19 protein-coding genes are annotated in these 23,328 nt (G+C 73.0%); 7 read left to right on the top strand and 12 right to left on the bottom strand.

Annotated features, from left to right (window positions below; all coding sequences use genetic code 11):
- Together SM577_RS22300 and SM577_RS22295 are read left to right on the top strand one after the other, a co-directional pair.
- Entirely contained in the window at positions 1-1,011 is a 1,011-nt protein-coding gene (locus tag SM577_RS22300) for a ParB/RepB/Spo0J family partition protein (protein WP_474587882.1), read from the top strand.
- Between the two features lie 2,347 nt (positions 1,012-3,358).
- Positions 3,359-4,219 (top strand): hypothetical protein, encoded by an 861-nt coding sequence (locus SM577_RS22295; RefSeq protein WP_474587881.1) that lies wholly within the window; start codon positions 3,359-3,361, stop codon positions 4,217-4,219.
- A 147-nt stretch (positions 4,220-4,366) separates the two neighbouring features.
- Here SM577_RS22295 and SM577_RS22290 read toward each other — a convergent pair whose 3' ends face one another.
- Together SM577_RS22290 and SM577_RS22285 are read right to left on the bottom strand one after the other, a co-directional pair.
- Positions 4,367-5,356, bottom strand: coding sequence for a D-alanine--D-alanine ligase family protein (locus tag SM577_RS22290; protein WP_302922485.1), 990 nt, complete (start codon positions 5,354-5,356; stop codon positions 4,367-4,369).
- A gap of 7 nt (positions 5,357-5,363) precedes the next feature.
- On the bottom strand, positions 5,364-6,677 hold the full coding sequence (locus SM577_RS22285; RefSeq protein ID WP_474580191.1) for an aminotransferase-like domain-containing protein: 1,314 nt from the start codon (positions 6,675-6,677) through the stop codon (positions 5,364-5,366).
- Between the two features lie 294 nt (positions 6,678-6,971).
- On the opposite strand from SM577_RS22285, the gene SM577_RS22280 reads away from it, so the two are divergent.
- Positions 6,972-7,637: a GNAT family N-acetyltransferase gene (locus SM577_RS22280; RefSeq protein WP_302922487.1), complete on the top strand. Its 666-nt coding sequence runs from the start codon at positions 6,972-6,974 to the stop codon at positions 7,635-7,637.
- Positions 7,638-7,687: 50 nt separating this feature from the next.
- Here SM577_RS22280 and SM577_RS22275 read toward each other — a convergent pair whose 3' ends face one another.
- The 7 genes from SM577_RS22275 to murJ form a co-directional block, all read right to left on the bottom strand.
- On the bottom strand, positions 7,688-8,851 hold the full coding sequence (locus SM577_RS22275; RefSeq protein ID WP_302922488.1) for an N-acetylmuramoyl-L-alanine amidase: 1,164 nt from the start codon (positions 8,849-8,851) through the stop codon (positions 7,688-7,690).
- 226 nt (positions 8,852-9,077) lie between these two features.
- Entirely contained in the window at positions 9,078-9,401 is a 324-nt protein-coding gene (gene trxA, locus SM577_RS22270; RefSeq protein WP_088996685.1) for a thioredoxin, read from the bottom strand.
- A 35-nt stretch (positions 9,402-9,436) separates the two neighbouring features.
- The gene (gene trxB / locus SM577_RS22265; protein ID WP_302922489.1) at positions 9,437-10,390 is read right to left on the bottom strand and encodes a thioredoxin-disulfide reductase; all 954 of its coding nucleotides are present in this window, start codon (positions 10,388-10,390) and stop codon (positions 9,437-9,439) included.
- A gap of 178 nt (positions 10,391-10,568) precedes the next feature.
- A complete protein-coding gene (locus SM577_RS22260; protein ID WP_474587880.1) occupies positions 10,569-11,582 on the bottom strand; it encodes a hypothetical protein in 1,014 nt (337 codons plus the stop codon).
- Positions 11,579-12,352: an RNA polymerase sigma factor SigM gene (gene sigM, locus SM577_RS22255; RefSeq protein ID WP_474580193.1), complete on the bottom strand. Its 774-nt coding sequence runs from the start codon at positions 12,350-12,352 to the stop codon at positions 11,579-11,581. Before sigM ends, SM577_RS22260 begins: the two co-directional genes overlap by 4 nt.
- 43 nt (positions 12,353-12,395) lie before the next feature.
- Positions 12,396-13,997 carry a protein kinase family protein gene (locus tag SM577_RS22250; RefSeq protein WP_302922492.1) on the bottom strand — a complete coding sequence of 534 codons (1,602 nt, stop codon included), beginning with the start codon at positions 13,995-13,997 and terminating at the stop codon, positions 12,396-12,398.
- Positions 13,998-14,433: 436 nt separating this feature from the next.
- On the bottom strand, positions 14,434-16,179 hold the full coding sequence (gene murJ, locus SM577_RS22245; RefSeq protein WP_302922493.1) for a murein biosynthesis integral membrane protein MurJ: 1,746 nt from the start codon (positions 16,177-16,179) through the stop codon (positions 14,434-14,436).
- 126 nt (positions 16,180-16,305) lie between these two features.
- On the opposite strand from murJ, the gene SM577_RS22240 reads away from it, so the two are divergent.
- Positions 16,306-17,769, top strand: coding sequence for a CCA tRNA nucleotidyltransferase (locus SM577_RS22240; RefSeq protein ID WP_474580194.1), 1,464 nt, complete (start codon positions 16,306-16,308; stop codon positions 17,767-17,769).
- A 56-nt stretch (positions 17,770-17,825) separates the two neighbouring features.
- Here SM577_RS22240 and SM577_RS22235 read toward each other — a convergent pair whose 3' ends face one another.
- Positions 17,826-19,340 carry a flotillin family protein gene (locus SM577_RS22235; RefSeq protein ID WP_474587879.1) on the bottom strand — a complete coding sequence of 505 codons (1,515 nt, stop codon included), beginning with the start codon at positions 19,338-19,340 and terminating at the stop codon, positions 17,826-17,828.
- Positions 19,341-19,368: 28 nt separating this feature from the next.
- A complete protein-coding gene (locus SM577_RS22230; RefSeq protein ID WP_302922496.1) occupies positions 19,369-19,890 on the bottom strand; it encodes a hypothetical protein in 522 nt (173 codons plus the stop codon).
- 116 nt (positions 19,891-20,006) lie between these two features.
- Between SM577_RS22230 and SM577_RS22225 the strand changes: the two genes are divergently transcribed.
- The 3 genes from SM577_RS22225 (at position 20,007) to SM577_RS22215 (ending at position 22,153) form a co-directional block, all read left to right on the top strand.
- A complete protein-coding gene (locus SM577_RS22225; RefSeq protein ID WP_302922497.1) occupies positions 20,007-20,411 on the top strand; it encodes a hypothetical protein in 405 nt (134 codons plus the stop codon).
- A gap of 146 nt (positions 20,412-20,557) precedes the next feature.
- A complete protein-coding gene (locus SM577_RS22220) occupies positions 20,558-21,046 on the top strand; it encodes a methylated-DNA--[protein]-cysteine S-methyltransferase (protein ID WP_474587878.1) in 489 nt (162 codons plus the stop codon).
- 171 nt (positions 21,047-21,217) lie between these two features.
- Complete coding sequence (locus SM577_RS22215) at positions 21,218-22,153, top strand: hypothetical protein (RefSeq protein ID WP_474587877.1); 936 nt, start codon at positions 21,218-21,220, stop codon at positions 22,151-22,153.
- Positions 22,154-22,241: 88 nt separating this feature from the next.
- Here SM577_RS22215 and SM577_RS22210 read toward each other — a convergent pair whose 3' ends face one another.
- Positions 22,242-23,321 carry an inositol-3-phosphate synthase gene (locus SM577_RS22210; RefSeq protein ID WP_302922500.1) on the bottom strand — a complete coding sequence of 360 codons (1,080 nt, stop codon included), beginning with the start codon at positions 23,319-23,321 and terminating at the stop codon, positions 22,242-22,244.
- Between the last annotated feature and the right edge of the window lie 7 nt (positions 23,322-23,328).

Genomic DNA, 23,328 nt, shown 5'->3' with positions numbered 1-23,328 from the left:
ATGAAGAACCGTCCTCGGGGCGGGCTGGGTCGAGGCCTGGGCGCACTGATCCCGACCGGACCGGCGCCGGCCGCCGATGCCGCGGTGGGCGCCCCCGACAGCGGCGTCACCGTCGCGGCCGTACCGGCCGGAGCGCCGGCAGCGGTCGATCCGCCAGCGCCCGCGCCCGCGTCGGCGACACTCGGTCCGGTGCCCGGCGCCCGGTTCGCCGAGATCCCGGTCGACGCCATCGTGCCGAACCCGAAGCAGCCCCGGCAGGTCTTCGACGAGGAGGCGCTGGAGGAGCTGAAGACCTCGATCCGCGAGGTCGGATTCCTTCAGCCGATCGTGGTACGCCAGCTCGACGACGAGAAGTACGAGCTGGTGATGGGCGAGCGTCGGTGGCGCGCCGCGCAGGCGGTGGGCCGGGAGAGCATCCCGGCGATCGTCCGGGACACCCGCGACGACGCGATGCTCCGGGACGCGCTGCTGGAGAACATCCACCGGGCCAACCTGAACCCGCTCGAAGAGGCGGCCGCGTACCAGCAGCTGCTCGAGGAGTTCGGCGCCACCCACGAGGAGCTGGCTCGCCGGATCGGCCGGAGCCGGCCGCAGATCTCCAACACCATCCGGTTGTTGAACCTGCCCGCGCAGGTGCAGCGGCGGGTCGCGGCCGGCGTGCTCTCCGCCGGGCACGCCCGGGCGTTGCTCAGCCTCGACGACGCGGAGGCGCAGGAGCAGTTGGCGCTCCGGATCGTCGCCGAGGGCCTCTCGGTCCGGGCGACCGAGGAGATCGTGGCCCTGGCGCTGAGCGACGGCCCGACGAAGAAGGACTCGGCCCGGCGGCGGCCCAGGCCGCACGCGCCGGCGCTCACCGATCTGGCTGACCGCCTCTCGGACCGTTTCGACACCCGGGTGAAGGTCGACATCGGCCGGAGCAAGGGCAAGATCACGATTGAGTTCGCGACGGTCGACGACCTGGAGCGGATCGTCGGAATCATCGGGGTCGACCGGGAGGAGCCCGAAGCCTGACCCCGGTACGCCGAACGGCCGCGCGCACCCCGCAGGTGCCGCGGCCGTTTCCGCGCCTCCGGGCACCGCAGCCGTTCTCCTTGCCGCCCCGGCCCGCCGGGGACACTCTCTGGTGCCCTGCCCTGCCCTGCCCTGCCCTGCCCTGCCCTGCCCTGCCCTGCCGGGCCGGGCCGCGCCGCGCCGGGCCGCGCCGCGCCGCGCCGCGCCGGGCCGGGCCGTGGTGTGCCGTGCGGGCCGCGCTGCGCCGTGGGTGACGTGAGGACCGTGCCGTGCCGTGGGGGCCGCGCGGCGCCGTGGGGTGCCGTGCCGGGCCGTCTTTCGGGGCGCACCCGTGCCGCGTCGCCGTGTCGCGGCGTGCGGTGCTGTGCCGTACCGCGCCGTGCTGTGGTGTGCAGTGCCGGACCGTTCCGTGCCATGCGTGCCGCGTCGGCCTTGCGGTGCGTGCCGATGGCCGCCGCGCCGGTATCTCGCTTCCCCAGTCGGTCCGCTGCGGTACGCGGCCGAGTATCGGATAGAACGCGGAGCCTCCGACCTAGTGCCGCCGTTTCACGTGAAACAAGGCGCCGTCACCGGCCAGGACGCCGTGGCGTCGGGGCCAGCCATAGGACCGGGCGATGACGCTGTAGGCGGACGACGGTGGCGGGTTGGCTCCCGCAAGGGCTGCCGCGGGCGGGAGGCCCTCTGCGGCGTCCTGAGGGCCGCCGTCCGGACTTCGAGGCCGGGGAGCGCCCGGACGCCGTCGGGGGCTCGGGCAAGGCAGGAGGTTCCGCATTGTCTAGCCAGCAGCGCCACCCGGCGGCGATCGGTAGCGACGCGGCCACCCGCAACGGGAGCGGGCTCGCCACGTCCGCCGGCCGGGCGGCCGGCTCGGTCTGCGTGGAATTCAGGGTCGTCCCCGGTGCCTCACCTCTCAGCGGTCTGGCACAGGCGGCCGGTATCCGATCCGTGGCGGCGCACCAGCCCGGACGGGGGGTCCACAACGGTCGGCCGGCGTGGTGGAGGCAGTGACCGAGGCCGGCGCCGAGGTGTGTCGGTGCCGGGCGGGGCCTGCGGTACGTCGCCAACAGCCAGCGGCATCGGCGAATCGGGGTCGGGGCGATCGCCGGCTATGGACGCATCCTGAGGATCGCCGTCGGAGGCCGCCGCCCTGCTGTGCACCGGCAGGGAACCGTGGCCCTGCGAGCCCGCCGGCACGACGAGGCCGAGACAGACGCTGTTACTGGCACCGTCGGCCGCTGCGCACGCATCAGCCGACCGCTTGGCTTCGGACAGCGCAGTCGTCGCGAGGCGGTGGGTCGCTGCCAAGAGGTCCTGATGACCAGTCGCCGAGTCGGGGACTCGCCGTTTCACGTGAAACCCGCCGCGTGCTCGGTGGTAGCCACCGAGGTTGCGCGGCGGGCACCGGCACCCGAGCATCATCCGGCTGCCCGGCTGCCCGGCTGCCCGGCTGCCCGGCTGCCCGGCTGCCCGGCTGCCCGGCTGCCCGGCTGCCCGGCTGCCCGGCTGCCCGTCCGGGTCCAACGCGCCGCCGCCGATGGCTGCGGACGCGGCGACCGGTGAGCGGTGGCGTGCCTGGAAGCGGGAGTGCGACAGGGTCGGCGTGCATTGCCCCATCCACGCGGGCAGCTCGACAGCGCCCGCAGGTGCACGCACCTAGCCCTCAGCACCGGATCGCCCACTGACTTCTTCACCGAACTCCCGGAGACCGACCAACCTCCGACCTGTCGGACCTCGGAGACTCCTCCCGGCCGCAAGGCGGCACGCGGCATCGTTGGGGATCGCGGCGGCGTACCGCCCTACCGCCCTACCGGTCATCGCCCGGCCCGGCTCTCTGCTTCACCGCCCCTGGGACGGCCCAACCTCGCCAGAAGCTCAGACTTGGACGCCCACAGCGGAACGAGGGGAATGACGCCGGGCAGTACCACAGACTCGCGGTCGGATGCCCGAACCTCCGGCGGCGCCGGCAGCGACCGGGCGCCGAACCGTCACCGGTCTAGCGAGCCCCGCATCGGCGTGACCGGGTTGAGAAATCGGCGAGACCGACCAACAGTCCAACCGAGCCCGCCCAGAGCCCGCCCGCCGAGCCCGCCACACCGTCCCGTGGACCCGCCAAAGTTATCCACACCGGTTTTCCACAGGCAGCCCCGTTTCACGTGAAACCCCGTGTGGAACAGGGGGTGTGCCTGTGGATGACGGGGTGTGTTCGGCGCCGTGGCGGCCTGTGGACAAGCGGTCGCGGGCCCGGTGCGACCCCCGTCGACCGATCGCCGGTCCAGCCCGGTGGCGGTCGGGAATGACGCTGATTCAAGTAGGGACAGCGGTGCCGGACTCGGTTAGGGTCAGCCTCGTGCAGGACACCCCTCCCTCAGTTCCGGACTTCACCCAGTGGCCGTCCTTCCCCTTCGAGGGCGACCTCCGGGTCAAGCAACTCGACGATCCGGTCCCGGTCGAACCGCCCCGCAAGGGCGAGGGACTCCGGGAATGCACCGCCTGCGGCGCTCCCGACGAGGCGTACATCTGGGTGAGCGAGCGCTGGCGGGTACGCGCCATGGACCGCCCCACCGGGCTGCCGATGGTGCTGATCCTCGAATCCCGCTCGCACCTCGATCTCGGCGATCTGCCCAACCTGCTCGCCGCCGAACTCGGCGTGATGACGGTACGGCTCGAGCGCGCGATCCGGTCGCTGGACGGCGTCGCCCGGGTCCACGTCAACCGCTGGGGCGACGGCTCCGCTCACCTGCACATGTGGTTCCTGGCCCGGCCCCTCGGCCGGCTCCAGTTGCGCGGCACGTTCCTGCCGCTCTGGGACTCGATCCTGCCGCCGATCTCCGAGGCCCAGTGGCGGGAGAACCTCGCCCTGGTGGCCGCCTGGCTCGCCGAGTTCGGAGGGCGGCCGCTGGCCGAGCCGCCGCGCATCCAGTGGCAGGCGCCCTCCAGCCTGACGGACGCCGCTCCGGCGACCAGCGAGCGGGCGGACGAGGAGGCGGCATCGGTGATCGAGGCAGCGGCGGAGATTCCCGAACCGGCGTCCGGGAGCGAGCCCGACGCCCCTCCAGCGTCCACCACCCTCGGCACCTCGGCCACCGAGCACACCGGACAGCGGCAAGGGGATGCCTCGGCAGCACCCGCCGACAGGGGTGAGGTCGCACCGCCCGCCGGAACTCCGGGAGTTGCCGCCTCGGGCACCGCCCGCTCGACGGACAGCTAGTCCGCCGGACCGCCCAGGGTCGCGGTATCGCGGATCGGCACGGCCAGGGCTGAATCCTGTTCACAGCAGCCCCGACCGAGGGGCCGAGTCAGGAGACGTCGAAGCCGTGCGGCCAGACGGAACGGCCGGGGTAGGGAGTAGCCGCGCTCAGGCGCGGCTCGCGGCCCGGGTCACCAGGGAGCCGAGCACCCGGCCGAAGTCGAGACCGGCGGCCTGCACGGCGAGCGGCAGCAGGGAGGTCTCCGTCATCCCCGGGGAGACGTTGACCTCCAGCACGTGCGGCTGGCCGTCCGCGTCCACGATCAGGTCGACCCGGCTCAGGTCGCGCAGGCCGAGCGCGGCGTGCGCGGCGAGCGCCACCTCGGCGACCGTGTCGGCCACCGCCGGGTCCAGCCGGGCGGGCGTGTGCCAGGTGGTACGGCCGGCCGTGTACCGGGCGGCGTAGTCGTACACCCCGTTGCGGGGCACGATCTCCACGGCCGGCAGGGCGCGCGGACCGTCACCCAGGTCGACCACGGAGACCGCCACGTCCATGCCCGGCACGTACCGCTCGACCAGCGCCGTGGAGTCGTAGGCGAAGCAGCCGACCATCGCGGCCGGGAGGGCCGTGGCGTCCCGGACCACCGCGGCGCCCAGACCGGAGCCGCCCTGGGCGGGCTTCACCATCAGCGGCAGGCCCAGCCGGTCCACGATCCGGTCGAGCACCGCCACCGCGCCCAGTTCGGAGAACCGGTCGTGCGGCAGCGCCACCCAGTCCGGGGTGGGGATGCCGGCCTCGCGGAGCACCGCCTTCGCCGACGGCTTGTCCCAGGCGAGCCGCGAGGCGCGGGCGTCGCAGCCGACGTACGGGATGCCGCAGAGATCGAGCACCCCGCGCAGCGAGCCGTCCTCGCCGGTGGCGCCGTGCAGGGCGATCACCACGGCGTCCGGCGGGTCGGCGGCCAGCGCCGGCAGCAGGGCCACGTCGGCGTCGCGCAGCTCGGCGTCCATGCCGACGGCGCGCAACGCGTCGAGCACCCGGCGGCCGGAGCGCAGCGAGACGTCCCGCTCGTAGGAAAGGCCGCCGGCGAGGACCAGCACGTGCAGGTCGGCGGTGACGGGGGTCGCGGCGGGATGTTCGGCAGCGGTCGCGCTCATGCCGAAATCATGCCAAGTCAGGTCCCGGCGTGTCCGAACCGGCCTGCCCGCGTCGCACGCCGGGCCGGCCCACCGCGCCGAAGACCTTCCGCATGGCGATGTCCTGCTCCATCACGCCGGCCAGCCGGCGCACGCCCTCCCGGATCCGCTCCGGCGACGGGAAGGAGAAGTTGAGCCGCATGTTGCCGCTGCCGGTGCCGTCGGCGTAGAAGCCGGTGCCCGGCACGTACGCCACCCGGGCGGCGATGGCCCGCGGCATCATCGCCTTGGAGTCCAGCCCGTCGGGCAGGGTGGCCCAGACGAAGAGGCCGCCACCGGGGGTGGTCCAGGTGGTGCCGTCGGGCATCAGGTCCGCCAGCGCGGTGAGCATCGCGTCCCGCCGCTCCCGGTAGACCTCCCGGTAGACCTTGAGCTGCTGCCGCCAGGGCATGGTCGACAGGTAGGTGGTGACGGCCGCCTGGGCGTAGCCGCTGGGGCAGAGGATCTGCGCCTCGCTGGCGATCACCAGCTTGTCGCGGACCGCGTGCGGCGCGAGGATCCAGCCCACCCGCAGCCCGGGGGCGAAGGTCTTGGAGAACGTGCTCAGGTAGAAGACGCCGTCCCGCCGGCGCGCGCGCAGCGGCGCCGGCGCGTCGCCCTCGAAGCCCAGCTGGCCGTACGGGTCGTCCTCGACCACGAGCAGGCCGGCGCGCTCACAGATGTCGAGTACCCGTTCGCGCCGCTCCTCGGTCAGCGTGACGCCGGTCGGGTTCTGGTAGGTCGGGATGGTGTAGAGGAACTTCACCCGGCGGCCGGCGCGCGCCTGCTCGGCGATGGCCACCTCGAGCGCCTCCGGGATCAGCCCGTCGTCGTCCATCGGCACGTGCACGACCTGGGCCTGGGCCGCCTGGAACACCCCGAGTGCGCCGACGTAGGTCGGCCCCTCGGCGAGCACCACGTCACCCGGGTCGAGGAAGAGCCGGGCCACCAGGTCGAGCGCCTGCTGACCGCCGACGGTGACCACCACGTCCTCCGGGGAGGCGCCGCAGGCCGCGTCGATGCCGGAGAGGGACATCACCTCGCAGATCCGCTCGCGCAGTTCCAGGGTGCCCTGCCCGATGCCGTACTGGAGGGTGGTGGTGCCGTGCTCGGCGCCGAGCCGGCCGAGCATCTCGCCGACCGCGTCCAGCGGCAGTGCCGCGATGTAGGGGGCGCCACCGGCGAGCGAGACCACCTCCGGCCGGCTGGCCACCGCGAAGAGCGCTCGGATCTCGGAGGCGGTCATGCCCCGGACCCGACGGGCGTACCGGTCGGTGTAGTCGTCGAGTGTCGTGCCGGTCATGACATCACCTCGATGGCTGCTCGGGTGGCTTCCGTCCCGGGGTACCCCGGACACCGGCGACCATGGCGACACGGGACGCCGAATGTCGATCGTAGTCCGCTCGCGCCCGGATGACGCCGCGCCGGGGGCAGGCTTCCACATGCCGGACCCGGCGGACGGCCACCCGGAGGTGGGGTTTCGCGCGTCCTCTCCCCTGACGTCCGTTCGCGGCGTACGATCGCTGGTCGGGGGCAGGAAGGCGGCGGGGTCGTTCCGTGCCGGTTCATCACCGAGCCTGAGTGTGGGGATGCGCCAATGTCGCGACGTCTGGTCAGTCTGACCCTGGACACGCTGGAGGACCTGCCCCGCCCCTGCCGGCAGTGCGTCTTCTGGGAACTCGACCCGGTCTCCGCCGACCGGGCCTGCGCGGCCGGCGACCCGGGCCTGGAGAAGGAGGCGTGGGTCTCCCAGACGCTGCTGGAGTGGGGCTCCTGCGGCAAGCTGGTCTACGTCGACGGCATGCCGGCCGGCTTCGTCATGTACGCCCCGCCCGCCTACGTGCCCCGCTCGATGGCGTTCCCCACCTCGCCGGTCTCGGCCGACGCCGCGCTGCTGATGACGGCCAACGTGGTGCCCGCCTTCGCCGGCGGCGGGCTGGGCCGGATGCTGGTCCAGGGTGTCGCGCGGGACCTCACCAAGCGCGGCATCAAGGCGATCGAGGCGTTCGGCGACGCCAAGTTCGGCGACTCCGACGACCCGGCCGGCGGTTGCCTGGCTCCTGCCGACTTCTTCCTTTCGGTGGGCTTCAAGACGGTTCGTCCGCATCCCCGCTTCCCGCGCCTCCGCCTGGAACTGCGCACCGCGCTGAGCTGGAAGTCCGACGTCGAGTACGCGCTGGAGAAGCTGCTCGGCTCGATGAGCCCGGAGACCCTGCTGCGGCCGGTCCGACCCGCCCCCGCCACCCGCTCCTCGATCGGCTGAACGCCGCACGCCCGACCGACCACTCCCGGGACGGGACGCCACGCCGCCGGTCAGTCCACCACCGTGCCGGCGGCCACCACCGCCCGCAGCTCGCTCACGTCGATCGAGCCGGTCGGCACGTCCCGCTCGATCGGGAAGTACATCCGCTGCACCCCGGCCACGATCGCCTCGACCACCCGGTCGCGGAACCGCGGATCCACCAGCCGGGCCCGGTCGGCCGGCGAGGTGAGGTAACCGACCTCGACCCGGACGGCCGGCATCCGGGTCAGTCGCAGCAGGTCCCACGCCTTGGCGTGGGTACGGCAGTCGCGCAGCCCGGTACGCGCCACGATCTCCCGCTGTACCAGCCCGGCCAGCCGCTCCCCGGTCGCCGAGGTCACCCCGTTGTCGGTGCCGTAGTGGTACGTGGCCACCCCCTCGGCGGCCGGGTTGGCGTGCCCGTCGGTGTGCAGCGAGATGAACACGTCCGCGCCGAGCGAGTTGGCCAGCTGGGCCCGGTCGACGTCGGGCAGGCAGGTACGCGGCGACGGGCCACGGGTGAGCTGCACCCGGACCCCGGACGCGGCGAGCCGCCCCTCCAGCCGGCTGGCCAGGTCGTGCACCAGGTCCGCCTCGGTCCAGCACAGCGGCCCGTCCCGCACCACCACGCCCGGGTCGGTGCCACCGTGCCCAGGGTCGATCACCACCGTCTTGCCGACCAGCGTCGGCCCGGACTGCCGGATCGCGTCCGACTCGCGCAGCCACTGCGGCCGGCCCCCGACCACCTTGCGGCCCAGCCGGCGCAGCGCGTCCATGGTGTGCGGGCCGCACGAGCCGTCCGGGGTCAGCCCGACCTCGCGCTGGAACTGGGCGACCGCCCGGGCGGTCCGGATGCCGTAGATGGCGTCCGCGCGCCCCACGTCGTACCCCATCTCCAGCAGCCGCTCCTGCAGCGACCGGACGTCCTCACCGGTGAGCGGCTCGGGCACCGCGTGGTAGAGGGTGCGGGCGCCGAGCCGCCAGCGGGCGGCGTCCAGGGCCCGCCAGGTCTCCGCACCCACCCGCCCGTCCACGCTCAGCCCACGGGACTGCTGGAAGGCCCGCACGGCCCGTTCGGTCTGCGGGTCGAACTCGTCGCCCGGGCCGGGCGACGGGGTGAGCAGGTCGAGGCCGGAGAGCACCGTACGGATCTCCGTCACGGCGGGCCCACGGTCTCCGGGTCGGATCGGACGCACGCACGACCCCCTCTGCGCGGATGCTGGCTGGCCGGGCCCCGCGGTCGCAGGACCGCGACTGGAACGGAGGTGCTCGCCTCGTTGACGGGTTGCCGGGGCGCCGGCCACCGGGCCCCGGGTTGAGGTTATGCGTTCCGCGGGGTCGAGGTGCGGCCGTCCGGAAAAGACGAACCCCGCGCCCGGCTGTTGCGCGGGCGCGGGGTCGGAAAAGTGGTGTTTATGCTGCTCAGAGCGCGGATTCGATCAGCTTGACCAGTTCGCCCTTCGGCTTGGCCCCGGCGATCGACTGCACCGGCTCGCCGTTCTTGAACACGGTGAGGGTCGGCACCGACATCACCCGGTAGGTCCGGGCGGTCTCCGGGTTCTCGTCGATGTTGAGCTTGACGATGGTGACCTGGTCACCCATCTCGCCGGCGATCTCCTCCAGCAGCGGCGAGACCTTGCGGCACGGCCCGCACCACTCCGCCCAGAAGTCCACCAGCACCGGCTTGTCGGACTTCAGCACGTCGGCCGCGAAGCTCGCGTCGGTGACCGACTTGGTTGCACCCATCTATGACCCTCCTCCGGGGATGTGTATCTGGTTGTTCAGCCCTGCAGCGTGGCGATGAAGCGCTCGGCGTCCAGCGCGGCCGCACAGCCCGTGCCGGCGGCGGTGATCGCCTGCCGGTAGGTGTGGTCGACCAGGTCGCCGGCGGCGAAGACACCGGGCACGCTGGTCCGGGTGCTGGGAGCCTCGACCTTCACGTACCCCTCGGCGTCGAGTTCCACCTGCCCCCGGAAGAGCTCGCTGCGCGGGTCGTGGCCGATCGCCACGAAGACACCGGTGACGTCGAGCACCTTCGACTCACCGGTGTGCACGTTGCGCACCCGGACGCCGGAGACCTTGCCGTCGGCACCGAGGATCTCCTCGACCACGGTGTTCCACTCGACCTTGATCTTCTCGTTGCCCAGCGCCCGGTCGGCCATGATCTTGCTGGCCCGGAACGAGTCCCGGCGGTGGATGATGGTCACCGAGTCGGCGAACCGGGTCAGGAAGCTGGCCTCCTCCATCGCCGAGTCGCCACCGCCGACCACCACGATGTTCTGGTTGCGGAAGAAGAAGCCGTCACAGGTGGCGCAGGAGGAGACACCGTGGCCCAGGTACTCCTGCTCACCCGGTACGCCCAGCGGACGCCAGGCGGAGCCGGTGGCGAGGATGACCGCGCGGGCCCGGTAGGCCGTCTCGCCGACCCAGACCGTGCTGGTCGCCCCGGAGCCGACGTCGCCGGTGTCCACCAGCTCGACCCGGGTGACGTCGTCGGTGAGGAACTCGGCGCCGAACCGCTCGGCCTGCTTGCGCATGTTGTCCATGAGTTCGGGACCGAGGATGCCGTCGGCGAAGCCGGGGAAGTTCTCCACCTCGGTGGTGGTCATCAGCGCGCCGCCGGACTGCACGCCCTCGATGACCAGCGGCTTGAGGTTGGCGCGTGCGGCGTAGACCGCCGCCGTGTAGCCGGCCGGCCCGGAGCCGATGATGATCAGGTTGCGGACCTCGTCCACTGCCGTCTCCCGATTGTGTGTGTTCGCCATCGGCACGCGCACCGATGCCGATCCGAGTGCCGACGCCTCGGGGGTGCCGGCAGCTGACTTCCAGAACGTCATCGTACGAACCGGGGATTCCCGAGCCGGTCATCCGGTGGGTCAGGTCACGTGGACGGTCAAACGCCCGACCGCGATTTCACCCTACCCGCGTGCGGTACCGGGTGTCCGCGCCAGATCCGGGGACACCGCACCCGGGTCCGCTGACCCAGGCCCACCGGGCACCGGAGTTGTCGGTGAAGCGCACCACCAGCGCCGGCTGCCCCTGGAACCGGGCGTAGTCGACCACCTCGACCACCAGCGGCCCGGCGCCGTGCTCGGTGCCGATGTCGCCCAGGCAGGCGGTCAGCGCGGCCTGGTCGGCGAGCCGGTCGAGACCGCCCGGGGCGGCCATCCGCCCGCCCTCCGCGTCGACCCGGGCCGGGGCGCCGCTGCCGAACGGCACGGCCTTCAGCGTGGACAGGCCGCCGAGCGTCTCGGGGGTGTAGTCCGTCCCGCTGCGCTGCTGGGCGCCGGAGGCGCCGGCCGCCGCCGGACCGGCCGCCTCGGGCGCGGTCCGGCCCTCGGCGCTGTCGCTCACCGCCGTTCCGGCCGCCCCGTCCTCCGACCGGTTACCGGCGAGCTGGTTCACGCCGAGCCCGACCGCGGCGATCGACACCGCGGCGACCGCCACCGGACCGGCGAGCCGGGTGAACCGGCGCCGCCGCCGGCCCGGGCCGGTCGCCGCGCCGCGCCCCGGCTCCGATCGGGGTACGCCGGCCGGGCGCCGCCCGGAGCCACCCACCGGCTGCGCCGGCACGACCGCCGGCGCGGCGGCGGTGTCCGGCTCGGCGGACACCGCGCGCGACCCGGTGGCCGCGGTGGGGTCGGCCGGAGTCTCGTCGGACGGTACGTCGACGGGCTGCGCGGCGAGGGCGGCCAGGATCCGGTCGGTCACCGCCGCCGGCATCGGCTCGGGCGATTCGCCCCAGCCGGCCAGGTCGGCGCGGACCCCGGCCACGGCCGCGGCCAGCAGCGCGTACGCCTCGGACCAGGCGGGGTCCTCGGTGACCAGCCGGGCGACGGTGGCCTCCTCGGGGGTGCCCTCCAGCGCCCCGCCGACGTAGTCGGCGAGCAGGTCGTGGTCGACCTCGCTGAAGCCCCCGGCGCTCACGCGTCCTCCTGGTTGGCATCCCGCCGGGATCGTCCCGACCCCGATCCGACGCCCTCGGGAGCCCGGGGGTTCCCGAGGGTGACACCCGGCACGTCCGGCTCCGGCCCGCCCGCCGGCTGTCCGGGCCGGGCGGTGGTTCGCGGCCGGAGGTGACCGAGCATGGTGGCCAGCCGCGCCCGGCCCCGGGCGCACCGGCTCTTCACCGTCCCCTCGGCCACGCCGAGCATCCGGGCGACCTCGGCCACCGGGTAGCCCTGCACGTCGACCAGGACCAGCGCGGCCCGCTGCTCGACCGGCAACGCGGCGAGGGCGTCGCGGACGACCAGCGCGGTGTCGTGGTCCGGTGCCGGCGCGGCCGGCTCGACGCCGCCGGTGGCGGACCCGGACTCCCGGTCGTGCACCCCGTCCGGCAGCGGCACGGTCGGATGCGCCTGGCGGCGCCGGATCCGGTCCAGGCAGGCGTTCACCACGATCCGGTGCAGCCAGGTGGTGACGGCCGAGTCGCCGCGGAAGCGGGCCGCGGCGCGGTGCGCCGAGAGCAGCGCGTCCTGGAGGGCGTCCGCGGCCTCCTCGCGGTCGCCGAGGGTGCGCAGGGCGACCGCCCAGAGCCGGTCCCGGTGCCGGCGGAACAGCTCGGCGAAGGCGTCCCGGTCGCCGGCCACGTGGGCGTGCAGCAGGTCCAGGTCGCTGGCCTCGGCCGGTGACGACGCGAGCGGCGGGCCACCCGTGGTGCCCGCCGACCCGTCCGCCCGCTCGCCGTGCCCGGTCATCATCGCGTCCGGCGGAGGCGACGCCCGGGGTGCGACGAGCGGCTCACGAACCCTGGACCTTGATCTCCTGCACGCCGACCTTGTAGCCGCCGTCGCTGTCCGGCAGCTCGGTGATCCAGAAGAGCAGGTAGCGGTACTTCTGTTCGGCGTTGAAGCCGGTGAAGGTCATGGTGGTGCCGTCGTGCTCCTCGAATGCCCGACCGACCGGCTTCTGCTGGTAGTCGGCGACGAGCTGGGCGTCACCGGCCTTGGTCGACGGGTGCTCGGTGGTGCCGTGGAAGAGCTGGGCGGAGGCGCCCTGGGCGGAGAGCAGGACCTGCACCGACTTCACGTTGCGCTCGGAGCCGAGGTCGATCCAGACCCCCATGCCCTTCTTGAGGTTGCCGAAGTTGGCGGCCCGCCGGTAGGTCTGCGTCTCCCAGCCCTCGTCCTCGTCACCGTCGAACACCTTGTCGGCGTTCTTGACCTCGGTCCGGTCTCCGTCCGGGTCGATGATCTGAGCTCTGGTGATCTTGATCGGGCCCACGGCGGGAGCCGGGCTGGCGTCGTCGGCGGGAGCGCTGGAGGTGGGCTGGGCGACCGGGTTGGTCTGCGGGTCCTTGTCGTCGCCACCGAGCGCGCTGATGCCGATCAGCAGGCCGACCAGGGCGACGGCGAGCAGGCCGGCGATGCCGATGGCCACCTTGCGACCGCCGGCGGCGGCCAGCGGCGACGGCTCGTCGCCGGTGTCCGCGGCGAACCGCAGCGGGCCGCTGTTGTCCAGGTACTGCTCGTCGGCGGGCACGTCGAGCCGGGCCAGTTCGGCCGCCAGCACGTCCGAGGACGGCGGCGCGACCTCGGCGTCGAGCAGGTCCATGGTCAGGTCGTCGAGGTACGCCGGCACGCCGGCCCGGACCTGCCGGGGCGCGGCGAGCGCGCCGGTCGCGTCGCGCACCGCGTCCGGGATGGCGGCCCGGCCGTGGCCGGCGGTGGCGCCGCGCAGCGGGGCCTCGGTGTGCGGCCAGTGCCCGGTCAGCGCGAAGTAGAGGATGCCGCCGACCGCCCGGACGTCGCTCTCCTGGCTGTCGTCGCCGTCGGTGCGCGCGTCGGCCAGCACCACCCGGCCGTCGTCGCTGATCATCACCGTGCCGGGGTGGACGTTGCCGTGCACCATGTCGGTGGCGTGCACGGCGGCCAGCGCGCTGGCGACGGCGTTGCCGATGGTGGTCGCCCGGGCCCCGTCGAGCGGGCCGTCGGCGACCAGTTCGCGCAGCGACCGGCCGTCGACCCACTCGCGAACCACGTACGCCCGTTCGCCCTCGTCGATCGCGTCGTAGACGCCGACCAGGTTGGGGTGGATGACCCGGCTGGCCGCGACGGCGGCTTGGAGCATCTCGGTGGCGGACTCGCCGCCCGGGTAGCGCAGCACGACCGCGACGGGACGGCGCAGTACGACGTCGACCCCGCGCCAGACCAGCCGGCCCGCGCTGTCGTTGTTGATGTGCTCGACCAGCTCGTAACGCTCGGCGAGGATCTCACCGGCCGTGGGAGCACCGAAGGTCATGACCGGAGGAGCGCTCTCGTCCGCGTCCTGACCCTCGCCGACCTGGGTCACCCGTCCTCCCTCGGTGATCGTGTCGATCGATGGACCCGCGCTGCTGGGCATGTGGCTTCCCGCTCTGTCTTTCAGGGGCCGGCCGACCGGTGTCGGCGCGAGCGCCGGTGCCTGCCGTACCCGTCGAGAGCGACCTTACCCGGCTGGGCCGTCTCCCCGACATGTCATCTTCCCGCCGCACCCAGCGAGGTTTCGGGAGTAGACGAGCTCGTCCGGTTACGACCGTTGTCAACCACGTTGCTGGCACATGTACTAGCCAATCTAGAGGTAGACCGCAAGGGCTCGACGCAGGGGCCGGAACGGTGTCGCGGCCGCGTCGATGTCCGGGGGGTTCCCGACGAACGGGGCGCCATACTCAGCCGTCCGGTTGGTTATCCACAGCTCGATCCGGTGACTGAGCGGGGAATCGCGGAGTTATCCACAGGCGCATCCCCAGGCTGGTGATCCACCGTCACGCTTCGTACCGGCGGGTAGGGCCGGGCGGCGGTCAGCGGCCGAGCCGGCGCCGGACCATCCCGACCACCTCGGTGATCTCACCGATCCGCAGCGCCATGGCCAGACCGAGATAGGTACCGCCGATCACCGCCCCGCCGATCACCAACTGGGCCAGCGCCTGGGCGCGGCTCGGCGTGTCGTCGCCGGGCAGCAGCGCGACCACCAGCAGGCCGACCAGGGCCGCGCCGAGCGCGGCGACCGCGACCCGGGCCAGGGTGCGGGTGATCGCGCCGAGCCCGATCCGGCCCACCCGGGGCCGCAGCAGCCAGGCGGAGGCGATCGCGGCGGCCAGGTAGGAGACCGCGTTGCCGATCATCATTCCGGCGGCCGCGAAGTGCGCGGCGAAGGCGGCGAAGAGAATGATCTGGACGCCGATCCGCAGCGCCACCACCGGAATGTTGATCAGCGCCGGGGTGCGGGTGTCGGGGAGCGCGTAGAAGGCGAAGGTGAACAACTGGCTGATCGCGAACGGCACCAGCGCGAGCGCGGCGACCAGCAGCACCAGCGAGGTGTCGGCGGCGTTGTCGTCGCTGAACGCGCCGTAGCGGAACAGGGTCACCGACAGCGGGGTGGCCAGCACCGCGTAGCAGACGGCGATCGGGGCGAGCACCGCCGAGACGGTGCGGGTGCCCCGGGACAGGTCGGCGGCGAGGTCGGCGTACCGGCCGTCGGCGGCGGCCGCGCTCATCCGGGGCATCAGCGCGGTGATGATCGAGACGGCGATGATGCCGTGCGCCATCATCAGCAGCAGGAAGACGTTGTTGTAGATCAGCGCGCCGGCGTCCCCGTCACCCGCCCGGTTCAGCAGGTTGAAGAGCACGATCAGGCCGATCTGGCTGACCGCGACGTAGCAGAACATCCAGGCGCCGAGGCGGCCCAGCTCGGCCAGGCCCAGCGCCCGGAAGTCGAACCGGAACCGCCACCGGAAGCCCACCTTGCGCAGCGCCGGCAGCAGGCCGGCGGCCTGGATCGCCACGCCGAGCAGGGTGCCGCCACCGATCAGCAGGATCCGCCCGGTGGTCATCTGCTCCGGCCGGATGATCTCGGCGCCGAAGATCGCGATGTAGAGCCCGGCGGTGGCGATCACCACGATGTTGTTCAGGATCGGCGCCCACATCGGGGCGGCGAAGTGCCCCCGGGTGTTGAGCACCGCACTGATCAGCGCGCTGAGGCCGGTGAAGAAGATCATCGGCAGCATCAGGTACGACAGGTTGGTGACGAGTTCCTGGTAAGCCTCGCCGCGGTTGTCGCTGGTGTAGAGCATGGTGAGCAGCGACGCGGCGGCCACGGCGAGCAGCGCGGCCGCGGCCAGGGTGACCACCGCGAGGGTGAGCAGCCGCTGGGCGTACGCCTGACCGCCGTCGGCGTCGGCCTTGCGCCGGCGCACCAGCACCGGGATGAGCACGCTGGTGAGGATGCCGCCGAGCAGGAACTCGTAGACCATCCCGGGCAGGATCTGCGCGGTGGTGTACGCGTCGCCGACCAGGGCGCCGCCCAGCGCCGCGGTCAGCGCCAGCGTGCGCAGGAAGCCGGTGCCCCGGCTGACCAGGCTGCCGATCGCCATCACCGCGCTGTTGGTCGCGGCGCTGCCCTCGGCCACCTGCTCCGGCGGCGGGGCGGTCGACTCCATCGCCGGCTGGTTGAGCGGCTCCGCCGAGATGAACGTGGCGCCGTCCGCCGGAGGCCGCCCGCCGCCGTCACCCATGGCGTTCGCGCTGCGGTAGAGCCCGCCGCTCATCTTCTCGCCTCCAAGGGGTATCCGGAGCCGGCACCGGCCCGCACGAGCATGACGATAGTCAACGCGCACCTGCTACCCGCGCCCGGCAGAGGACATCCGCACCGGGACCGATAGGCTGGCGATCCCATGTCCGAAGCCTCCGCTCCCCGTGCCGCCGCCGACCGCCGCGAACTCACCGCCGCGCAGCGCAACGCCGTCGCCGAACTGCTCCGGGTCTCGCCGGTCGCCGACGAGCTCGGCCGCCGGTTCGCGAAGGCCGGCCACGAGTTGCACCTGGTGGGCGGTTCGGTGCGGGACGCCCTGCTCGGCCGGCTCGGCGAGGACCTCGACTTCTGCACCGACGCGCTGCCCGACCAGACGCTGCGCATCGTCCGGGGCTGGGCCGAGTCGATCTGGGAGACCGGCCGCGAGTTCGGCACCATCGGCGCCCAGCGCGACGGGCTGCGGCTGGAGATCACCACCTTCCGGGCCGAGGCGTACGACCAGGTCACCCGCAATCCGGTGGTCAGCTACGGCACGGACCTGACCGAGGACCTGAAGCGGCGGGACTTCACCATCAACGCGATGGCGGTCAGCCTGCCCGAGCACCGGTTCACCGATCCGCACGGCGGGCTGGCCGATCTCGCGGCGAAGGTGATCCGGACCCCGGCGTCGCCGCAGGAGTCGTTTCGGGACGACCCGCTGCGGATGCTCCGGGCCGCCCGGTTCGCCGCCCAGCTGCGCTTCGCGGTGCACCCGGACGTGCACGCGGCGATGACCCGGATGGCCGCCGACCTGGACCGGATCACCGCCGAGCGGATCCGCGACGAGTTCACCAAGCTGCTCTGCGGCGCCGACCCGGTGACCGGGCTCCGGTTGCTGGTCGACACCGGGCTGGCCGACCGGTTCCTGCCGGAGCTGACCGGCCTGAAGCTGGAGATCGACGAGCACGCCCAGCACAAGGACGTCTACGAGCACACCCTCACCGTGGTGAGCAACGCGGTCTCGTACGAGGAGGACGGCTGCGACTTCGTGCTCCGGATGGCCGCGCTGATGCACGACGTCGGCAAGCCGGCGACCAAGGCGGTCGGCCCAGACGGCCGGGTCAGCTTCCACCACCACGAGGTGGTCGGCGCCCGGCTCACCAAGGCGCGGATGAAGGCGCTGCGCTACCCGAAGGACGTCACCGCTCAGGTGACCGCGCTGGTCGCGCTGCACCTGCGGTTCTACGGCTACGGCCGGGGCGAGTGGACCGACTCGGCGGTGCGCCGCTACGTCGCCGACGCCGGTGACCTGCTGCCGCGGCTGCACAAGCTCACCCGGTCGGACTGCACCACCCGTAACCGGCGCAAGGCGGCCCAGCTCGCCGCCGACTACGACGCGCTGGAGGAGCGGATCGCCCGGATCGCCGCCGAGGAGGACCTGGCCCGGGTCCGCCCCGACCTGGACGGCAACGCGATCATGGAGCTGCTCGGCGTACCGCCGGGGCCGGTGGTCGGCCGCGCCTGGAAGCACCTGAAGGACCTGCGCCTGGAGCGCGGCCCGCTGGACCGCGAGACGGCCGAGGCCGAGCTGCTGCGCTGGGCCCGCGACGAGGGCCTGCGCGACTGAGCCGACGCGGAGGGCGCCGCCCCCGGGGAGCGACGCCCTTCGCCCTACGGTCGGCGCTACTTCGCCTCGACCGCGGTGCCGTCCACCGCCGGCTTGCCGTTGCCCGACGACGACGCCGAGCCGAGCTTCGCCAGCAGGCCGGCCAGGTCGATGCCGGTCAGGTCGCTGCCCAGTTGGAGCCCCTGCGCCACGTTGCCGGCCACCGACTTGGTCAGCGAGGAGGCCCCGTCGGTCGAGATGACCGTCATCTTGTCGATCGCGCCGATCGGCGCGCTGGCCGCCTCGACCACCTGCGGCAGCACCTTGACCAGCAGGTCGAGCACCGCCGCCTCGCCGTACGCGGCGAACGCCTCGGCCTTGCGGGCCATCGCGTCCGCCTCCGCCTGCCCCTTGGCCAGGATGGCCGCCGCCTCGGCCTGGCCCTCCCGCTCGACCGCCTCGGCGATCGCGGAGCGCCGCCGCTGCTCGGCCTCGCCCTCCTTGGCGCCCTCGATCGCGTTCGCCTCGGCCAGCGCGGCCCGCCGGGCCCGCTCGCCCTCACCGGTGAGCCGGGCCTGCTCGGCGGCGGCCTGAGCGGCGGCGATGACTGCCTGCCGCTGCGCGTCGGCGTTCAACACCGCGGCGTTGCGGGCCGCCTCGGCCTCCTGCTCGACCTTGTACCGGGCGGCGTCCGCCGGCTTGCGCACCTCGGTGTCCAGTTGGCGCTGCTTCAGCTCGGCGTTGCGCTCGGCCACCTTCTGCTGCTCGGAGAGGATCGCCTGGTCCCGCTCGGCCTGGGCGAGCGGCCCGGCGGCGGCGGACTTCGCCTTGGCCGCGTCGATCTCCGCCTGGATGGCTGCCTGCTTGAGCGCCAGGTTCCGGTTGGCCTCGGCGATCGCCTCCTCGGCGAGCAGCCGCTCCTGCTCGGCCTGCTGCCGGGCCCGGGCCTCGGCGATGGCCGCGTCCTTGAGCACCCGCGCGGCCTCCGGCCGGCCCAGGTCCTGCAGGTAGGAGCCCTCGGCGAGGATGTCCTGGAGCTGGAAGGTGTCCAGCACCAGGCCCTGGTTGGTCATCGAGTGCTCGGCCTCCTCGGCCACCGCGCTGGCGAAGGCCGCCCGGTCCCGGATGACCTCCTCGACGGTGAGCCGGCCGACGATCGAGCGCAGCGCGCCGGCGAGCACCTCCCGGGTGAAGTCCTCGATCTCGTCCTGCTGGTGCAGGAAGCGCTGGGCGGCCGCGCGGATGGCGTCCTCGGTGCCGCCGACCTTGACGATCGCGACCCCGTGCAGCTCGGTACGGATGCCCTGCTTGCTCACCGCGCCCTTGATCCCGACGTCGATCCGGCGGCTGGACAGGTCCAGCGACTGGAGCTTCTGCACCACCGGCAGGACGAAGACCGAGGCGCCGAGCACCACCTTCTGCCCGGACATGTCGGTCGACCGGCCGCCGTCGGCGGTCTGCGTGGTGCGGCCCTTGCGGCCGGTGACGATGAAGGCCTCGTTCGGCCCGGCGACCTTGATCCGGGAGAGCACGAAGAGGATGAGCACGAGGACGAGGAGGACCGCGCCGCCGATGGCGATGAGAAGGGGCATGTGACCGTCCTGTTTCTTATGAGGGGGTTCAGTAGGTCTCGACGTGCACGCTGGTCTCGCTGAGCGCCTCGACCACGAAGATCTGGGCGCCGACCGGGATCGGCCGGTCGGCCCGGGCGTTGAGCTTCACCGGCTGGCCGGCCACGCGGACCCGGACCTCGCCGTAGCCGTCGACCGGCACCGGGGTGACCACCAGGCCGAGCGCGCCGACCAGGTGGTGGCGGTTGGGGGTCGCGTCGGTGGGCATGTCGCGGGCCGCCCGGCCGAGCCGGGCCGCCACCCACGCGGTGGGCACGGCCGCGAGAACTCCGCCGGCCACCGCCGCCGCGATCGCGCCGGGGCCGCCCCCGCCGAGCAGTTCGTTGACGATCGCGGCGCCGAAGCCGAGCGCCCCGACGAACCCGGCGACCGCCTCGACCGACACCGGACCGTCCAGATCGGGTTGACCGAAGTGGAGCAGTTCGGTGCCGAGCAGCGCGAGCGCCAGCACCCCGACGCCGATGCCGCCGATGATGAGGAAGAGCAGGGTCCCCGTGGCCACGACCCGCACGGTATCGATCCCGCGCAACGTCCCGGCCGGTCGCGGCGGGTGTCCGACAAGGAATCTAGCTGTTGACAAGATTGCGTCGATCGGTGAATCTTGACAATGACAAGACGGAGGTTTCCATGTCCGAGGCAACCCGCACCACCGCCGGCGTCCTGCTGATCACCGTGGTCGCCGTCGCGTACGGCGGCCTGACCCTGCTCACCCACCTGGCCCGGCGCAAGGCCGGCTACCTCGACAACCCGGTCCGCCGGGGGCTGTGGACCGCCGGCCACGCCCACGCCGGGGTGCTGGTGCTGTTCGCGCTCGCCGTGCTGCCCTACGTCGACCAGGCCGACGCGTCCGACGGCACCCGCACGCTGATCCGGTCGCTGCTGGTCGCGGCGCCGATCCTGATGCCGCTCGGCTTCTTCCTCTCGGTGGTCCGGCCGCAGGACACCCGGCCCAACAAGCTGATCTGGCTGACCGTGGCCGGCGGGGCCTGCCTCGTCGCCGGCGCGCTGCTGCTCGGCGTCACCCTGCTCTGAGCGCCGGCCGGAGCCGGGGCGGCGTCAGCCCGGTAGGGGCGCCGCGGCTCCGCCAGCCCGCTGCGCGCACCAGGGCCTCTCGACCGGGACGCGGCACCGGGCGGCTGCCGGCGGGATCTGTCGGACCGGTGGACGACAATGGGTGGATGCGCTGGACCGTGCTCGACTCGCCGATCGGAGAGTTCTCCGTGGCCACCGACGACGACAGCGTCCGCGGTACGCGTTTCGGCCGGGTCGCCGGCGCCGCCGACGAGCCGGGCGACGGGTTCTCCCGCCGCGCGGTGGCGGAGCTGCGGGCCTACTTCGCCGGCGAGCTGATCGAGTTCAGCCTGCCGGTGGCGGCGCCCCGGGGCTCCGACTTCGAGCGGGCGGTGTGGCGCGAGATGACCCGGATCCCGTACGGCGGCATGCTCACCTACGGCGAGGTGGCCCGGCGGGTGGGCGATCCCGGCGCCGCCCGGGCGGTCGGGGTGGCCTGCAACCGCAACCCGGTCCCGGTCATCGTGCCCTGCCACCGGATCGTCGGCGCCGGCGCCAAGCTGGTCGGCTTCGGCGGCGGTCTGGACCGCAAGCGCTTCCTGCTCGAACTGGAGGCCCGGGTCGACTTCGAACGCTCCCTGCTCGGTTCCGGCTGACCCACCGGCGGCTCCCGGCCGGCCGGAGAGCACGCGAGCCGTCGGGCCGGCCGGAGACACGCGAGCCGTCGGCCGAACGGATCGGGAGCGACCGATCGGTCGATGCGACGGATCACGCTCGGCGCTGAGGATCGAGGCGTCTGATCCGCCCGACCTCGACGGGGGCTTCCCATGAACGACAGGCAGGACAGGACCGTCAACCGCCGCCGGCTGTTGCGCCGAGCGGGCACCGTCGCCGCGGGGATCGCCGGCACCGGGGTGGTCGGGGCGAGCGCCGCCGGCCCCGCCCAGGCCGCTCCCGGAGACCCGGTCCTGCAAGGCCGGGACAACGACGCCGTGGACCAGACCACGACGTTGCGGAGCGCCGCCACGGGCGCCACGCTGCGGCTGGAGAACGCCAGGACGACGCCGTACCCGAACGACATCACGCTGGCCGAACCGGCGCTGCGGCTCGCCCCGAGCGGGGACACTCTTCCGCCGACCGCCGAGGTCGGCTCGATCGGCATGAACAGCGCCGGCACGCTGCTGGCGGTCTCCGGCCGGTCCGACGGGTTCAGCATCGTCGACTTCGTCTACACCAGCGGCACCGCCAGCCGGATCGTCCCGGTCACGCCGCAGCGGGTCATCGACACCCGCACGCCGATCGGGCGGGCCCGGATCGAGAACCGCACCGGCAACCTGGACAGCTCCGGCCGGCTCCTGGCCGGCCGAACGATCCACGTCAACCTGGGCGACTACGTCTTCTTCGGTGAGGGCGTGTTCGGCAACGTGACCGTCACCGGTCCGCTCGGCGCCGGCTTCCTCCAGATCTTCCCGGAGGGCACGCCGCGCCCCGCGGAGTTCTCCACCATCAACTTCCAGGCCAACCAGACGCTGTCGAACGCGTTCTTCTCGGGCGTCAGCAACGACCTCGACCTGGTCTCGGTCTACACGCTGAAGACGACGCACGTGATCATCGACGTGGTGGCGTTCGTGATCAGCTACGGCGAGGTGAACCCGATGTTCCAGCCGATCTCCGGCGGGGAGCGGTTGAGCGCCGAGGCGCTCGCCGCCCGCCGGGCGGAACGCGCGGCCGCGGCCCGGCGGAGCAGGCCCCGCTGGAGCTGACCGGCCGGTCCCCGTACCCGATCGACCGGAACACGCGAGGGCCGGGTCCGTGCGGACCCGGCCCTCGGCGGTGCTGGTGGTCAGCGCGTCAGCGCTCGACCTCGCCGGCGATGAACGCCTCGACGGCGGCGTGCGCGTCGTGGTCGGCGTACTGCACCGGCGGGGACTTCATGAAGTACGACGAGGCCGACAGGATCGGGCCGCCGATCTTCCGGTCCAGCGCGATCTTCGCGGCCCGGACCGCGTCGATGATGACGCCGGCCGAGTTCGGCGAGTCCCACACCTCGAGCTTGAGCTCGGCGTTGAGCGGGGTGTCGCCGAACGAGCGGCCCTCCAGGCGGATGTACGCCCACTTGCGGTCGTCCAGCCACGGCACGTGGTCGGACGGGCCGATGTGCACGTCGCTCTTGCTCATCTCGTGCGGGATCTGGGAGGTCACCGACTGGGTCTTCGAGATCTTCTTCGAGACCAGGCGGTTGCGCTCCAGCATGTTCATGAAGTCCATGTTGCCGCCGAAGTTGAGCTGGTACGTGCGCAGCAGCTCGACACCGCGGTCCTCGAAGAGCTTCGCCAGCGCCCGGTGCACGATGGTGGCGCCCACCTGGCTCTTGATGTCGTCACCGACGATCGGCAGGCCGGCGTCGGTGAACTTCTGCGCCCACTCCGGGTCGGAGGCGATGAAGACCGGCAGGGCGTTCACGAACGCGCAGCCGGCGTCGATCGCGGCCTGGGCGTAGAACTTGTCGGCCTGCTCGGAGCCGACCGGCAGGTAGGAGACGACCACGTCGACCTGGGCGTCGCGCAGCGCCTTGGCTACGTCGACCGGCTCGGCGTCCGACTCCTCGACGATCTCGCGGTAGTACTGCCCCAGACCGTCGAAGGTGGGGCCGCGCTGCACGGTGACGCCGGTCGGCGGCACGTCGCAGAGCTTGATGGTGTTGTTCTCGCTGGCCACGATCGCCTCGGCGAGGTCCATGCCCACCTTCTTGGCGTCCACGTCGAACGCCGCGACGAACTGCACGTCCGAAACGTGGTAGTCGCCGAAGGTGACGTGCATGAGACCCGGGACGCGGTCGTTCGGGTCGGCGTTCCGGTAGTACTCCACGCCCTGTACCAGGGACGAGGCGCAGTTCCCCACACCGACGATGGCGACGCGGACGGAGCCCATAGCGTCT

This window comes from Micromonospora desertarenae, from assembly GCF_056150265.1.
Note: the sequence above shows the minus strand (reverse complement) of the source record. Positions and strands in the feature narration are given on the sequence as shown.